Here is a 15788-nt window from a genome sequence, read left to right as displayed (position 1 = left end):
ATGAAGGGATTATTGGGCAATAAAATAGGTCTTAGTATGCTTTGTTTGATTTTGTTGAGCTTGGCATGTAAGAAAGAATCGTCATTCCCTGGTGAGATTATTTTAGGTGATGACTTGGGGATGTTTACCAATGACGAAGAAGTTCTGATTTATACCGATTTTGAAGATAAAGATTCTTTGGACTTGAATCAAGATGGTGTTTACGATCTGGTTTTTAAGAGTATTTCAGTGCCAGGAACTACCGGGTACACAGCGATCCCAGCAATGGTTCCTAAAGTAAATTTGTGGCTGAAGGTTGATGGTAACCAGATTCAATCAAGTCCTTTTCGATCGGTCATTGGGCTTACAGATACTTGGCATGATAGCAACGGCCGGGCTGTTGTGTGGCCGGATACGCCAGACGAGATGAATGCTGATAAAATTACCGGTCAGTTTTACCTTGCATTTTTGTTGAATGGAGAACAGTTGGGCTGGGTTGAAATGAGATTGGATGAAGAGAATGGGGCTTATGCTCCTGTGGTAAACGGATTCCGAATTGCCAAACGAAATTGACACTTGCCCTGGAAGTTTAATGTTGTCTTAATCGAATACTCGTATCGCTTGATTAGCTTAGCCGTGCTATTTACTTAAGATATTTGACAAGATCAATCATGAAGAAACTATTGCTTTTTGCAAGCCTGCTTGCACTGCTGTCTTGCAAGTCAACACCGGAAGGAAAAACACTCAATCTTACAGAAGAAGTTCGAACGGATGCCTCCTATCTTATTGTGCTTTCGATGGATGGTTTTCGCTGGGATTATCCGATGCTTTATGATACTCCTAATCTTGATTCAATAGCGGAGATAGGAGTGAAATCAGCTTCTTTGGAACCTTGTTTCCCTAGCAAAACATTCCCGAATCATTATTCGATGGCTACCGGATTGCATCCTGAAAATCATGGGATTGTCATGAATTCGTTTAAAGATCCGGTGATTGGTCGTTATAAATTGAGTGATCGGGAGGCGGTTCAAAACCCTGATTTTTATTTGGGAGAACCAATTTGGGTTACCGCCGAAAAGCAGCAGATGCGGTCGGCTTGTTATTACTGGCCTGGCTCTGAAGCGCCAATCCAAGGGTATTACCCTTCGATTTGGAAAAAATACGATGGCTCAGTTTCTTATGAGGCTCGGATTGATTCGGTTATCGACTGGTTGCAGCTTCCGGAACAGGAGCGTCCTCATTTAATCATGTGGTATTTTGATGAGCCTGACCATGTGGGGCACAACTATGGCCCGGAACATGAAATAACAAAGCAAACTATTGAGCGCTTGGATAGTTTGGTTGGTGTGTTTTGTCGGAAAATTAATTCCTTACCAAATAAGGATTCGATCAATTTGGTGTTCACATCGGATCATGGCATGGGGCCAATCGATGCCGGACGAGCGATTGAACTGGATCAGCTCTTGAAAGAGGAGTGGGTTGAGCGGGTTGAGGCTGGTAATCCGGTCGTGATGATTCAACCCAATAAGGGATTTGAAGATGAGGTGTTTCAGGTGCTGGATAAGGTGGAATACATGCGTGTTTATACCAAAGAAACCATGCCTGAAGCTTTTCATTATACTGAAAGCGAGCGTATTTTAGACTTGGTTTGTGTTGCGGATAGTGCCTGGAGTTTGTATTGGAATGCTGAAAGTTATGCAACTGGCGGCACCCACGGTTACGATCCGGTCAATCGTGATATGCACGCCATTTTTTATGCTACCGGACCTGCTTTTAAAAAGGACATGGAGCACGACTCTTTTAAGAATATTCATTTGTATAGTTTGTTTGCAAAAATTTTGGGACTTGATCCGGCTGAAACGGATGGTCATTTGAAAGAAGTTGAAACGATGCTGAACTAATCATGTTAAAAGGGATGCAGGCTGTTTAAATTAACTTTAAATCAGTTGCAGGTATTTTTACAACAGGTGCAATCCTATCATTTTAAGTTATTTTTGCAGCGGATTGTTCGAAAAAAAATAATAATACTATCCTAAAAAATTAATAACATGACCATTAGCGCATTACAAAAAGCCAGGGCTCAATACCAGCCTAAACTTCCTAAATCATTAAAAGGTGCCGTAAAACTTGTTGACGGTGCTGCTACAGAATCAGTAGCTGATCAGGAAGAGATTAAGAAATTATTCCCTAATACATACGGGATGCCAATCGTTACTTTAGAAGAAGGTAGTGATGCAATTGAGTTTCCTGCAATGAATGTTGGTGTAATCCTGTCCGGTGGTCAGGCTCCGGGTGGACACAACGTTATTTCTGGAATTTTCGACGGAATTAAGCAATTGAATGCTGGTAGCAAATTGTTTGGTTTCTTAGGTGGACCAGGCGGATTGGTTGATCATAAATACATTGAAATCACTGCAGAATATCTTGAAGGATACCGTAACACTGGTGGTTTTGACATCATTGGTTCAGGCCGTACGAAACTGGAAGAAGAAGCTCAGTTTGACAAAGGCTTGGAAATTTTAAAGGAATTGGACATCAAAGCTCTGGTAATTATTGGTGGTGATGATAGTAACACCAACGCTTGTGTGTTGGCTGAGTACTATGCTGCTAAAGATGCAGGTGTTCAGGTGATTGGTTGCCCAAAAACAATTGATGGTGACTTGAAAAACGAAATGATTGAGACTTCATTTGGTTTTGACACTGCTGTTAAAGTTTATTCAGAGTTGATTGGTAACATTCAACGTGATGCCAACTCTGCAAAAAAATACTGGCACTTTATCAAGTTGATGGGACGTTCAGCTTCTCATATTGGTTTGGAAGCTGCTTTGCAAACGCAACCAAACATTACCTTGATTTCAGAAGAAGTTGCTGAGAAAAAGCAAACCTTGGAGCAAATCGTTGACTACATGGCTGGCATTGTTGCCAAGCGTGCTGCCAATGGTGACAATTTCGGTGTAGCTCTTATTCCTGAAGGATTGATTGAGTTCGTACCTGAAATGAAGAAATTGATTGCTGAATTAAATGACTTGTTGGCCGAAGGTTCTGACATTGAGAAGGAATTCAAAATGATGAAAAAAGGTCATCGTTTAGAATGGTTGGCTACACAATTGACTCCAGAATCAGCTGCTGTTTTCAAATCATTGCCTAGCGGAATTGCTAATCAGTTAACTTTGGATCGTGACCCACACGGAAACGTACAAGTTTCATTGATTGAAACTGAAAAATTGCTGGGTGAAATGGTGAAAACGCGTTTAGCTGAGATGAAAGAAAAAGGTGAATTCAACGGTAAATTTGGAACTCAGTATCACTTCTTCGGTTACGAAGGTCGTTGTGCTGCTCCTTCAAATTTCGATGCCGACTATTGCTATTCATTGGGCTATACTGCTTCTGTTCTGATCGGTTCAGGAAAAACAGGTTACATGTCAAGTGTACGCAACACAACAGCTGCTGCTGATGAGTGGATTGCTGGAGGTGTTCCTGTAACCATGATGATGAACATGGAAAAACGCCATGGACACATGAAGCCAGTAATTCAGAAAGCATTGGTTGAGCTAGACGGAGCTCCTTACAAATACTTGGTTGCTAACCGTGACCAGTGGGCTGTTGAAACTTGCTATTTGTATCCAGGACCAATTCAGTACTGGGGACCAACTGAAGTTTGCGACCGTACTACTGTTACTTTGCAATTGGAACAAGAAGGAAAATAATCCTTCTTTTAAGAATATTGGAAACCCTCCCAGCTGTTTGTTGTGGAGGGTTTTTTATGGGAAAAATTATAGCTGATATTTTATTCCGAGCGATAAGTTGAATGAGCTGTTGTAATTCAAAAAAGAAGAGCAATCGTTCATGGATTGCTCTTTCGGAGAATTTATGATTTTGCCTGAATATCGTAAACTCCAAGGTAATTTCCGTGCCTTAAATAAAGCTTCCCGTTGTGAATGGCCGGATGAGCATAGTGCTCTTTTGTTCCTTTTTTGAGCCTGAACTTTCCTTTGGAAGTGAGTTGCGAGGAAGATGGGTCAATTAATGAAATGGTCCCGTTGTTGGAGTAGAAATAAAGCATGCTATCAGCAGCAATTGTAATTCCACGCCCTAACTTTAAGCTGTCTGTTTTGGTTGAGGTATTGCTGTCTATTGCTACTAATTGTTGCTTTCGGTGGCTTCCGGTGTAAAGTGTATTGTGTAGCTTAACAAAGCCACCCATGAAATTGTCGAGCTTCGGAGTCGTCCAAATCTCTGTAATTGCATCGCCAGTTTTGTTTAATGCGAGTTTTATGCCTCCGTTTCCATCAGCTGCTGCATAGTAAATAAAGCCATTATCGAATAAAATGGTGTTGCCATGGGTGTCGCCTTGTCCGGGCTGTCGATCTTCGGGTCTGGTGTTGGTTTGTTCATGTGTCCACAGAAGTTGGCCTGTTTGAGCATCGAATCCAAGCAGGTGGTAAGCAGAAAAAGCGGCCAATATTTTCTTATTTCCCCATTTGAATAGACAAGGAGAATTGTAAGCTGGTCGTTCACCCATACCTTTTGCAGCCCATATAAGTTCGCCGGAATGCCGGTTGAGAGCAACTAAATTGTTTTCAGTACCTCCGGGCTGACAGTAAACGAAATCATCATGAACCACCAAAGCCTGCGAATAGCCAAATCGAGGACTTACACCTTGGAGTTCATTAGGCATGCTTTTTTGCCATACTGTTTCTCCGGTTGAAGCGTCTTTACAAAAAACATCTCCCATACCTGAGCATAGGTAAATATGGTTCCCTGCAAGTGTTGGAGTTCCTCTTGGACCAGGAAAGTTGGTTGTCCACTCTTTTCCATAAGCTGATCGCCAGATTTCATTGCCGCTTTGATCGAGTTTAAATAGGTAGCCAATACTATCAACTTCTCCAGAAATATAAATATGTTCGTCGGTTACAATGGGGCTGCTGTAGCCATTTCCCAATGTTTCAACTTCCCATAACATGGAAGGCCCCTCTTGAGGCCAGCTTTTTAGTAGATTATTGGCTTCGAAAACACCAGTCCGGTTCGTGCCGCGCCACTCTGTTATTTGAGGTGTCTGTTTGCAGGAAACTAGCAGAGCAAACAAAAAAAGGATGAAGAGCTTTTGCATCGTCATGTTCAGTTAGGTTTTTGCTTTAAAAGTCTCAAAAGCCTTCAATCCATTACAGTTGTAGCAGAAAATACTTACCTTAGTGGTATTATTAACTTTTTAAAACCCCCGCCAAAATCCTTTCTCTCACCTTACTGGCGGGGGATTTTAATAGCGCTTTACACGTACCATCTAGCTCGCATAAAATCAAAAGTTTTTCAACCTATTCTAGAAGATAAAGTTTATGCTTCGCTTTGTAAATTGGGCACAGCTTCCTTGCTTTTCTTAGCTTGGAAAGGGAAAGAAAGATAGAATTCAGAGCCTTTGCCTTCTTCTGAAATAACAATGATACGGCTGTTGAGAAGAATTGCTAGCGACTGCGAAATGGCTAAGCCAAGCCCGGTTCCCTGCTTGAGGTTATTGAGTTGATTGAAGCGCAAAAATAACATGGATTGATCCTCTTGGCTAATTCCAATGCCAGAGTCTTTTACAAAAACATCAAAATAGCCTGGTTTATCAGACAAACGACAGCCTATTACAACGCGTCCTTCGGGAGTATACTTGAAGGCATTCGAAACGAGGTTATTGATGATTTGCTCTAAACGTGTACGATCGGTATATACTTGGCAGCTCGTTTCGTTGAGTTGAAAATCAAGCTGAAAGTCAATATTGTCGGGACAGGTGTTTTGGTGATTCTCAAAAACCCCCAGAATAAGTTCACGAACATTGGTCTGTCCAAATCGAATTTCAATAGAACCTGATTCAATTTTAGAAATGTCAATAATATCATTAACAAGGGTAAGTAGGACCTCGTTTTGTTTCAGAATGATTTTTCGATAGTCTTTTTTCCTGAGGTCATCAATTTCTTCGGTTGCTATGAGGTGAGAAAAGCCAACAATTGAATTAAGTGGAGTTCTGATTTCATGACTCATGTTTGCTAAAAAGGCTGATTTCAATTTCTCGTTGCGTTCAGCTTTTTCCTTGGCTTGAATCAGCTCTTGTTCGTAGAGTTTTTGGTTGCTGATATTTTGTATAATCCCAGTAGCCAAATGTTGAGGTTGTTTTTTATTCGGAATAAACTGTCCAATCAATCGTAAGTAGATGGTTTGTTTTTGAGGATTGATAACCCGGCATTCTTTTTCAAAGGCTTCGTTTGATTTGATTGAGCTCAGAAAAGCCCGGATTTCTTCTAAATCATCAGGGTGTATGATTTTTCGAATATCTTCAAAAGTCAGGTAATCTTTTTCCTTTGGGATTCCCGTGAAATTATAAACTTCCTCAGACCAATAAACCAGATCTTTGATAACATCGAACTGCCAGATTCCCATTTCTCCAACTTCAATGGCCTTGCGTAAAAAGGTTTCCCTGCTTTTTAGCTCTTTCGTTTGAAAAGTAACCTCGCGTTTTAGCATGATAATAAAAAGGGTGGTTGAGGCGAGTAGGAGCAGTGCCAGAGGTAAGGCTATTTGCATCCAGAGCGGCATGTGCCATTTGGCTGTTTCAAAACGGGCTTGGTCATATTTTTCTCGCAACTGATAATAGACCGAATTAGGATTCCTTTTGTAAGCAATTAGTCGATTGTCAATTTGCTTTTGAAGCAGTATGTGTTGACCTCCAGGAAACGCATATTTGAGCTCAACAGGATTGAAATGGAGCCCAGAGCTGACAATATGTGGAGGAAGTTCACCTAAAAGATTAGGAGAGGGGCCGGCCATTGCATAAATCTCTTGACGTTCGAGGCTCAAAAGTGCGTCAGCGTGACTGGAGAAATAGACTGGGACAAACTGAATATCAAAAGCAGCGATGTATTTTTCAAAGCCCGATGCATTGTTGTCATCTCTCACGAGTCCGATTCTTTGCTTATCAAGTTCAATAATGCTATTGAACCGTTTTTCCTTATTCAGGTATAGCTCACTCCACATGCTGTAAATGCTGGAAGTGGTAAAATTTAGGGAGGCTTGACGTTCTGGCGTTTCCTGTGTGCCCGGGAGCATATCAATGGCCCCTACTTGTAGCTGTTGGTAAAGTTCATTCCAAGAGCCTTCCACCCATTCAAACTGGATTTGTTCCTCGTGAGCGATAGCCTCGAATAATTCCAAAGGAAGTCCTTTTACTTGTCCTGATGGATCTCTGGACATTAAACCTGGAACATGAGGTAATCCAATGTAGTAAATTTGATCGGCGATTTGAGCTTGAGCTAGTACTTTTTGATTGGTTGAAAACAGACAAAACAAAACCATGATGCTAAGTAGAATCCATTTTTCACAGGACTTTTTCCTTGTTTTTGCCTCTACTTGGTCAAGAGTTATTCTTGTTAATTTTAAGAATAATTCTGTTTTCATTTAGGAGTTTTGCTCTTCATTGTTTCTACAAGTAGCTTATAAAGTTACAAAATGATCAATTAATTTAAAAAGTTCTGTTAAATATGATGATCAATTATTTGCCTACCTGCTTCAGATAGTTTAGTTGCTGTTCAAATTCTTCAACAGATGGAAAATCGTTAAAGTGCCATTTGTCAATGATTGTCCCATTTTTCAGTAGCATCAAACCCGGATTTGATCTGATCATGGTTTTTAGTGTAATTTCGTCAGCGTTGAAAATTTCGAATGACAGGCTGTTGTCTTGTTTGAAGGCTTCGATATCTTCGGGTAATGAGGCACTTAGTCCGATGAAATTCATTCCATTCTGCTCCGCATAACGAGCAAGTTCGTCTAATACGGGGAGTGTCGAGAGATTGCTTTTCTGTAAATTATAAGCAATGTAGAAGAAGGTGTAATTTTCATCATACAAAAAGAAGTCTTTGATATCTTCACCTTCTGGAGTTTCAATAAAGAAGTTGTGAATAGGCGCTTCATAGCCTTTTTTGACCAATACAGGATCTTCCATCGAAACAAACTCCCAGTTGATGGTATCTTGCCAAGGATAATTCTCCTGATTAAATTCTTTTACTTCTCCTGTATTTTTGTTTTTGTAATGAAACGTATTTTCATAGACATCCTGAGGGGCATCCTCCGGAACGGTCATGCCCTCGGGAATATTAACGCCAATTTTATACGGGCGAAAATCCAGAATAGGCAGGTGGTTGTAGGAATAATCAACCAAGTAAGCAAAAACAAAAACCGTAGTTCCCGCCATAATTGAAGCGATGAGCGGCAATTTTTTAGGACGGTAACGCTTGCGGTAGAAAAATGTAATAATAGCGAAAGCCAGAAGGAAGATGTTTTTGAAAAACGTTTCCCAGTTGGTTAAGATGAGGGCATCACCAAAACAACCGCAGTCAGTAACCGGATTCTGAATCGCAATAACCAGGGTTAAAATTGTGAAAAATCCCATCATGAGTAAACTCAAAAAGGAGAAAAAAGAAATGAACACGTTGCAAACCAAGGCAATTCCAATGATAAATTCTACTGCAGATAACAGGATTCCAAGAGGGAATGCTAACGATGATAAACTCTCCATGCCCCAGGCAGTAAAGTAATCTGTGAATTTGTAAGTCATTCCCCAAGGGTCGATTCCTTTTACAAACCCAGAGTAAATAAACACCAACCCCAGCAGGATTCGTGCAACGTGCCATAAAGTCTTCATAATGATTATTCTTTAAATTCCAGTTTAATTAACGCAAAAACAGCATAATTGATCATGTCAAGGTAATTGGCGTCAATTCCTTCGGAAATTATTGTTTGTCCGGCGTTATCTTCAATTTGCTTGGTTCGCTTGATTTTCATTAAGATAAGGTCGGTAATGGAGCTGATGCGCATGTGACGCCACGCTTCATCGTAGTCGTGATTTTTGTTTAACATCAGGTCTTTAGCCTGATTAAAATAAGAGATATAAAGATTATGTGTTTCTTCTGTAGTTAAATCGTCTTCGTCGGCAATCCCCTTTTCCAACTGAATAAGCGCCATGATGCAGTAGTTGATAATCCCAATGTATTCAGATCGGGGATCTTCTGCAATTTTCATGGTTCCTTTCATTTCAATGCTTCTGATTCTTTGGGCTTTAATGAAGATTTGGTCGGTCATAGAACTGGGCCTTAAAATGCGCCAGGCAACGCCATAATCTTTCATCTTTTTAACAAAAATATCTTCACAGATTTTAATGACGTGATCGTATTGTTGAATGGTTTTTTCCATGTTTCTCTTTATTTTTTGCGCCATAAAAATAGGAATTAAATGCGTATTTTGTTGGCTTTATTATACTTTTGTATGAAGCAATGTCTAACCCATCTAATTCATAAGTTGTATGTTGATCACAAGTTCTGCCAGCAAGTTTTTTAAACGAAAACATTCGGTTAGTTTAAATGGTCAGTTAATCGATTTAACCAATCCGGTTGTCATGGGAATCTTGAATGTTAGTTCAGATTCGTTTTTTGATGGCGGAAAATACAACACGGAAGAAGCCATTCTGAAGCGTGCTGAAGAAATGATTCAGGAGGGTGTTTCCATTATTGATGTGGGCGCAGTATCTACACGTCCGGGGTCAAGTGGTATATCAACGAAGGAAGAGCTAACGCGTTTGTTGCCGGCTGTAACAGCAATTCGGAAGCATTTCCCTGAGGTGCCTTTGTCAATCGATACCTATCGATCGTGGGTGGCTTTACGGGTTATTGATGAATGTGGTGAGTGCATTATTAATGACGTTACAGGAGGTGATTTTGATGATCACATGTTTGATACAGTAGGGAAGTTAGGAGTTCCGTATATTTTGATGCATGCTCAGGGAACACCGCAAAACATGCAGGATGATCCTCAATACGATGATATTATTAAAGATATCTCGCGCCAATTTTCGGAGAAAGTGCGTAAGCTAACTAAAGCTGGAGTGAAAGATGTGATTCTGGATCCTGGATTTGGTTTTGGAAAAAACATGGAGCACAACTACGACTTGCTAAACAGACTGGATTCGTTTAAGGTGTTTCAGTTGCCAGTTTTGGTTGGTGTTAGCCGTAAGTCAATGATTCATAAGTTGCTTGAAATTGAAGCTGCAGATAGTTTAACAGGCACCACTACCGTTAATACTTTGGCATTACTTGGTGGAGCAGATATTCTGCGCGTACATGATGTGAAAGATGCTGTGGAGTCAGTTAGGATTTTTACCAAGCTGAAAGAAGTCGCAAATTTATGAGCTTATTTATAACATTAAGGTTCCTCGATGTTCTGGATATTTTACTGGTTGCTTTTTTGCTTTACCAGCTCTACCTCCTGATCAAGGGAACTGTTGCCTTTAATATTTTCGTTGGTCTTTTCCTGATTTATTTGTTCTGGCTGGTTGTCCGGGCACTCAACATGGAGCTGTTGGGAAATTTCATGGGCCAATTTATTGGAGTCGGTATTCTGGCGTTAATCGTGGTTTTTCAGCCGGAGATACGCCGTTTCCTGATTTTGATCGGGAGCAACCCACAGGTCAATAGGTTCCTTCGGGTTGAGAAACTGTTTCATTCCGACAAAACCAAGTCTGCTTCGGGACAGCATTTGAGAATGATGGTTCGGGCCTGTGAGAATATGGCAAAAACCAAAACCGGAGCCTTAATCATTATTGCTCAAAATTCGGAATTGAAAGAATACATTCGAACAGGCGAAAAAATTAATGCAAGGATTTCTGATGCTTTGCTGGAAACCATCTTTTTTAAAAATACACCTTTGCACGATGGGGCCGTAATTATTAATGGTAACAAAATATCGGCAGCTCGTTGTATTTTGCCGCTAACAAGCAAGGTGAATATTAATCCTTTATTTGGCCTTCGACACCGGGCAGCGATTGGTGTTACCGAAAATTCGGACGCATTTGCCATTATTGTTTCTGAGGAAAATGGAAATATCTCAATCGCAGAAGGTGGTGAACTCACACCGAATATTACTGTTATTGAATTAAGTAGTCGATTGGAAAATATCATTATTGAAACAGAAGATGCTGAGTAGTCTAAAAGAAATAGTTTTGTTTGAGAGTGGCAAGTTACGTTTAGATTTGCTTGATCTCATCCAGATTATTTTTTTAGTATTGCTCGGTTTCGTGTTGATGCGGTTAATTCGTAGGCTGATTCGCAGGCTCAGCCTTCAGAAATCTTTATCCAATCGGTTTTCTTTATTCTTAAAACAGGGCGCCCGCCTCTTTGTCTGGGGTAGTTTCTTTTTCCTGCTGTTCAATATCATGAAGTTTGATGTTTCAAGCTTTTTGAATTACGAGTTGTATGGTTCAGAGAAGTTTTCAATTCATATCTATAACCTCCTTATTATTCTGGCACTGCTTTTCCTTATTCGAGGCTTATCTTTTGCTATTGAGTATTGGTTTGATATCCGGATTGAGAGTCAGAAGTTGGATCGGGGACGAGGAAAGTCTTTCCTGCAGATTGTAAAGTACCTTGTTTGGCTGGTTGGAATTGTCGTTGTTATTGCCTCTATGGGCTTTCAAATTACACTGATCATCGCGAGTATTTCTGCTTTATTGATTGGTGTTGGTTTTGGGCTACAGCATATTTTCAATGATTTTTTCTCAGGCATCATTATTCTGTTTGATGGTTCTATTGAAGTGGATGATGTTGTAGAAGTGGAAGGAGTTGTTGGGCGTGTACTGGATATTGGCTTGCGCGTTTCGAAAGTGCTTACCCGCGATAACGTCGTTATCATTGTCCCAAATTCTCGTTTTACCGGCCGTCATGTAATCAACTGGAGTCACAATGAAGACTTGACTCGTTTTTATGTTCCTGTTGGTGTGGCTTATGGATCGGATGTTCGTTTGGTCGAAAAACTGTTGCTTGATGTGGCGAAAGCTCATTCTCAAATCGTCAAAAAACCTGCACCATTTGTCCGATTTAACGATTTTGGTGACTCTTCGCTCGATTTTCAATTGTATTTCTGGACGGCAAATGATTTTTTAGTTGAGAACATAAAAAGCGATTTGCGGTTTGGAATTGATGATCAGTTCCGAGAAAATAAGATTGTTATTCCTTTCCCCCAACGTGACCTCCATTTAAAGACAAAAGATTTCGATTGATCGGATCCTTTGTCTAAGTACCCGTTGAAATTATTTTAGATTCCGTAATCACCTAAAAAGCTTAACATTTTGATGTAAAAGCGAATTTATGAGATTGGAGAACTTGTGTTACCTTTGCAGGCTCTTAAGATGAGGCCGATTTTGAACGGCTGAAAAATGGTGTAAATTGAAATGAGCATGCAAAATAGAATAACGCAACTTTTTGGAATACAATATCCTATCATACAAGGAGGGATGGTTTGGTGCAGTGGTTGGAAACTGGCTTCTGCTGTTAGTAATCATGGAGGTCTGGGGCTCTTAGGTGCCGGATCGATGCATCCGGAGATGCTTCAGGAGCATATTCGGAAAACCAAGCAAGCTACCGATAAGCCCTTTGGGGTGAATGTGCCTTTGTTGTATCCTCAAATTGAGGAGTTGATGGAGATCATTGCAGCAGAAAAAGTACCGATTGTTTTTACTTCGGCCGGAAGCCCTAAAAAATGGACCAGTTGGTTGAAATCCCGGGGGATTATGGTAGTGCACGTGGTTGCCAGTGCCTATTTTGCAGGAAAATGCGAAGAAGCCGGAGTTGATGCAATTGTGGCCGAAGGTTTTGAAGCCGGAGGTCACAACGGGCGTGAGGAGACTACAACGATGAACTTGATTCCTTCGGTGCGTAAAGCAACTAATTTGCCTTTGATGGCAGCAGGAGGTATTGGAAGTGGCCAGTCTATGTTGGCGGCAATGGCGTTAGGAGCTGATGGCGTTCAAATCGGGTCGCGCTTTGCGTTGACACAGGAATCTTCAGCTCATGAGAACTTTAAGCAACTGGTAGCGTCGCTCGGAGAGGGAGCTACAAAATTGTCTTTGAAAAAACTGGCTCCGGTACGGTTGATCAAAAATGAGTTTTTTAACCAGGTGAATGAAGCGGAAGCAAGGGGAGCTTCTACCGAAGAGTTGAACGCTTTATTGGGAAGAGGACGCGCGAAGTTGGGAATGTTTGAAGGAGACTTGGAGGAAGGTGAACTCGAAATTGGTCAGGTGGCCGCTTTGTTTAACGATGTCCCAACTGTTGCGGAGTTGATGAAGCGACTGATTGATGAATATGAACAAGTACGTCGTGAGCTTGTTGAAGGTGCTAATTTCAGATTTTGATATATGGTCAAATTTTACCGTCATCAGCTTAGCAATGGGCTGCAAATTTTAGTTTATCCAGATTATTCAACTCCCATGGTTGCCTTGGATGTGTGCTATCATGTAGGAGCTAAAAATGAAAATCCAAACCGGACAGGCTTTGCTCACTTGTTTGAGCATCTCATGTTTGGAGGAACCAAAAGAATTCCGGATTACGATGAGGCATTGCAGCATGCCGGAGGTGAAAACAATGCTTACACAACCAATGATTTGACCAATTACTATTTGACGGTCCCTAAAGAGAACCTGGAAACGGGTTTTTGGCTGGAAGCGGATCGGATGCTGGAGTTGGATTTTTCTGAAGAGAAATTAAACATTCAGAAGAATGTGGTGATTGAAGAATTTAAACAGCGTAACCTGAATCAGCCTTACGGTGATGTGTGGGAGTTGTTGCGTTCCTTAGCATACGAGGTGCATCCTTACCGTTGGCAAACCATCGGAAAGGAAATCAGCCATATTGCAGATGCCAGTTTGGATGAAGTTAAGGCGTTCTTTTATCGCTATTATGCGCCAGATAATGCTGCTCTGATTTTAAGTGGAAATGTAGACGAAGACTTGTGTGTAAAGTTGGCTGAAAAGTGGTTTGGATCGATTCCTAATCGACAGGTTAATAAGGCGCCAATTCCGCAAGAACCCAAACAAACAGCCTTACGTGAAATGACCGTAGAGCGAGATGTTCCGGATACGGCTTTGTACCTGGCCTTTCATATGCCCGGACGCCAGGAGCGCGGCTACTATGTTTGTGATTTAATTTCAGATGTTCTTTCCAACGGCAACAGTTCCCGGATGTATCAGCGACTGATTAAAGAGCAGAAACTATTTGTTGAGCTGGACGCTTATGTGTCAGGAGACCACGATCCGGGCTTGTTTATTGTTTCTGGCAAGTTGGCTGGCGGTGTTACAATCGATCAGGCTCGAAAGGCAATATGGGAAGAGCTTAGGAGAATTCAGGAAGAACCGGTAACTGCGATTGAGTTGGAGAAAGTGAAAAATAAGCTGGAAGCCAACGTGGTTTATTCGCAAATGAATTATTTGCATATGGCTCAGGAACTGGCAGGCTTCGAAAATATTGATCGTGCAGAGCGAATCAATGAGCAGATGCTGATTTATCGGTCGATTACCAGCTCAGATCTGATGACAAGGGCGGGACAATTGTTCCGGGAAACAAATTGTTCGCAACTCAATTACATGGCAAAGCAATGATTAAGCAAGAAATACAACCACCTATTTACACTCCGGGAAAACCGGATATCTTAACGCCGGAGGCGCATCAGCTGACGAATGGCATTCCTTTGCGCATCATGAATGCGGGAACGCAGGAAGTTACCCGACTCGATTTTTTGTTTGATGCCGGTACTTGGTATGAAAACAAGCACCTACAAGCAGTAATGACCAACGCAATGCTTCAGGAAGGAAGTCAGAATTATTCGGGAGCCCAACTGGCCGAAATAATGGACTTTCGGGGGGCTTACATCCAGTTTTTGGCAGACCATCACTTGGGAGGAATCAGCTTGATTGCTTTGAATAAGCATCTGCCATATTTACTGCCGGTCGTCGAAGATTTAATCAAAAATCCACTGTTTGAGCAAGCGGAACTGGATACCTTGATTACCCGGCGTAAGCAACGTTTTTTGCTGGAGAACAAGAAAGTAAAAGTATTGTGTCAAAAGCGGTTTTCAACGGCTTTATTTGGTGATAGCCATCCATATGCCCAGCGAGTAAAGGCAGATGATTTCAATACGATAAAACGGGAAGATCTGGTAGAATTTTACCAGCGTTGTTATCGTTCCAATCATTGTCGGATATTGGCTACGGGAAAAACGGATGAAAAACTTCCGGTAATGCTCGAACAGCATTTCGGAGCTGCTGATTGGGCTGGCGAAGCGTTGTTGATCCGTGATCGGAAGCTTCAGCCGAATTCAGAGAAAGAGTATCATGTTAGCCAAAAAGATGCGATTCAGTCAGCAATTCGAATTGGGCGCCCATTGGTACAAAAAGATCATCCTGACTACATCGGCTTGCAGATTTTGAATACGATTTTAGGGGGCTACTTCAGTTCCCGACTAATGGCAAACATCCGGGAAGAGAAAGGCTATACCTACGGGATTGGCTCTTCCATTATGAATTTGAAAAATGCGGGCTATTGGGTGATTGCGACTGAAACAGCCAACGAGTATGTTGACGCAACGGTTCGGGAGGTGTTTCTGGAATTGAAGAAGTTGAGGGAAGAGGAAGTTTCTGAGGCGGAGTTGAAACGTGTACGTCAATACCTGCTCGGGGAGTTTATTCGAGATTTTGATGGCCCATTTGCTCAAGCTCAATCTTTCCGGGCTGTTGATGACTTTGGCCTGGATCAGCAATTTTACGATGCTTATTACCAAACTTTACTTACAATAACGCCAGCCGATTTGTTGGACTTGGCTAATCGCTATCTAAACGAAGAAGATTTCTATACGGTTGTTGCTGGTGCTTAATATTGGCTCATAGGCTTTAGGTGGTGGCAATAAATTTTGGCTAATGCTTAGTTGGTAGCGGTTAGTTATTAAATGAGTTTTCT

The 15788-nt window shown here is 41.3% G+C and carries 13 protein-coding genes; 9 read left to right on the top strand and 4 right to left on the bottom strand.

Annotation, left to right across the window (positions count from 1 at the left end; translation table 11 throughout):
• The 3 genes from BM156_RS10245 to BM156_RS10235 all read left to right on the top strand — a co-directional run bounded on the left by BM156_RS10245 (position 1) and on the right by BM156_RS10235 (position 3686).
• Positions 1 to 552, top strand: coding sequence for a hypothetical protein (locus BM156_RS10245; RefSeq protein ID WP_139218256.1), 552 nt, complete (start codon positions 1 to 3; stop codon positions 550 to 552).
• A gap of 98 nt (positions 553 to 650) precedes the next feature.
• Positions 651 to 1880 carry an alkaline phosphatase family protein gene (locus BM156_RS10240; protein WP_093919779.1) on the top strand — a complete coding sequence of 410 codons (1230 nt, stop codon included), beginning with the start codon at positions 651 to 653 and terminating at the stop codon, positions 1878 to 1880.
• Positions 1881 to 2027: 147 nt separating this feature from the next.
• Positions 2028 to 3686, top strand: coding sequence for a diphosphate--fructose-6-phosphate 1-phosphotransferase (locus tag BM156_RS10235; RefSeq protein WP_093919778.1), 1659 nt, complete (start codon positions 2028 to 2030; stop codon positions 3684 to 3686).
• A 161-nt stretch (positions 3687 to 3847) separates the two neighbouring features.
• Here BM156_RS10235 and BM156_RS10230 read toward each other — a convergent pair whose 3' ends face one another.
• The 4 genes from BM156_RS10230 to BM156_RS10215 form a co-directional block, all read right to left on the bottom strand.
• Entirely contained in the window at positions 3848 to 5095 is a 1248-nt protein-coding gene (locus BM156_RS10230; protein ID WP_093919777.1) for a PQQ-binding-like beta-propeller repeat protein, read from the bottom strand.
• A gap of 215 nt (positions 5096 to 5310) precedes the next feature.
• On the bottom strand, positions 5311 to 7410 hold the full coding sequence (locus BM156_RS10225; RefSeq protein WP_093919776.1) for a hybrid sensor histidine kinase/response regulator: 2100 nt from the start codon (positions 7408 to 7410) through the stop codon (positions 5311 to 5313).
• A gap of 94 nt (positions 7411 to 7504) precedes the next feature.
• The gene (locus BM156_RS10220) at positions 7505 to 8653 is read right to left on the bottom strand and encodes a BT_3928 family protein (protein WP_093919775.1); all 1149 of its coding nucleotides are present in this window, start codon (positions 8651 to 8653) and stop codon (positions 7505 to 7507) included.
• A gap of 5 nt (positions 8654 to 8658) precedes the next feature.
• The gene (locus BM156_RS10215) at positions 8659 to 9201 is read right to left on the bottom strand and encodes a DUF1599 domain-containing protein (RefSeq protein ID WP_093919774.1); all 543 of its coding nucleotides are present in this window, start codon (positions 9199 to 9201) and stop codon (positions 8659 to 8661) included.
• 109 nt (positions 9202 to 9310) lie between these two features.
• Between BM156_RS10215 and folP the strand changes: the two genes are divergently transcribed.
• The 6 genes from folP to BM156_RS10185 all read left to right on the top strand — a co-directional run bounded on the left by folP (position 9311) and on the right by BM156_RS10185 (position 15705).
• Positions 9311 to 10192, top strand: coding sequence for a dihydropteroate synthase (gene folP, locus BM156_RS10210; protein ID WP_093919773.1), 882 nt, complete (start codon positions 9311 to 9313; stop codon positions 10190 to 10192).
• Positions 10189 to 10986, top strand: a complete 798-nt coding sequence (cdaA, locus tag BM156_RS10205) for a diadenylate cyclase CdaA (RefSeq protein ID WP_093919772.1) — start codon at positions 10189 to 10191, stop codon at positions 10984 to 10986. Before folP ends, cdaA begins: the two co-directional genes overlap by 4 nt.
• Before the next feature lie 229 nt (positions 10987 to 11215).
• Positions 11216 to 12058, top strand: coding sequence for a mechanosensitive ion channel family protein (locus BM156_RS10200; RefSeq protein ID WP_170846928.1), 843 nt, complete (start codon positions 11216 to 11218; stop codon positions 12056 to 12058).
• 177 nt (positions 12059 to 12235) lie between these two features.
• Positions 12236 to 13192 (top strand): NAD(P)H-dependent flavin oxidoreductase, encoded by a 957-nt coding sequence (locus BM156_RS10195; protein ID WP_244525731.1) that lies wholly within the window; start codon positions 12236 to 12238, stop codon positions 13190 to 13192.
• 3 nt (positions 13193 to 13195) lie between these two features.
• Complete coding sequence (locus tag BM156_RS10190; protein WP_093919769.1) at positions 13196 to 14434, top strand: M16 family metallopeptidase; 1239 nt, start codon at positions 13196 to 13198, stop codon at positions 14432 to 14434.
• Positions 14431 to 15705, top strand: a complete 1275-nt coding sequence (locus BM156_RS10185; RefSeq protein WP_093919768.1) for a M16 family metallopeptidase — start codon at positions 14431 to 14433, stop codon at positions 15703 to 15705. The genes BM156_RS10190 and BM156_RS10185 overlap by 4 nt, the downstream gene beginning before the upstream one ends.
• Positions 15706 to 15788: the final 83 nt, after the last annotated feature.

The organism is Sunxiuqinia elliptica (assembly GCF_900113005.1).
Taxonomy (GTDB): Bacteria; Bacteroidota; Bacteroidia; order Bacteroidales; family Prolixibacteraceae; genus Sunxiuqinia; species Sunxiuqinia elliptica.
This window is presented reverse-complemented; position numbering and strand designations above follow the sequence as displayed.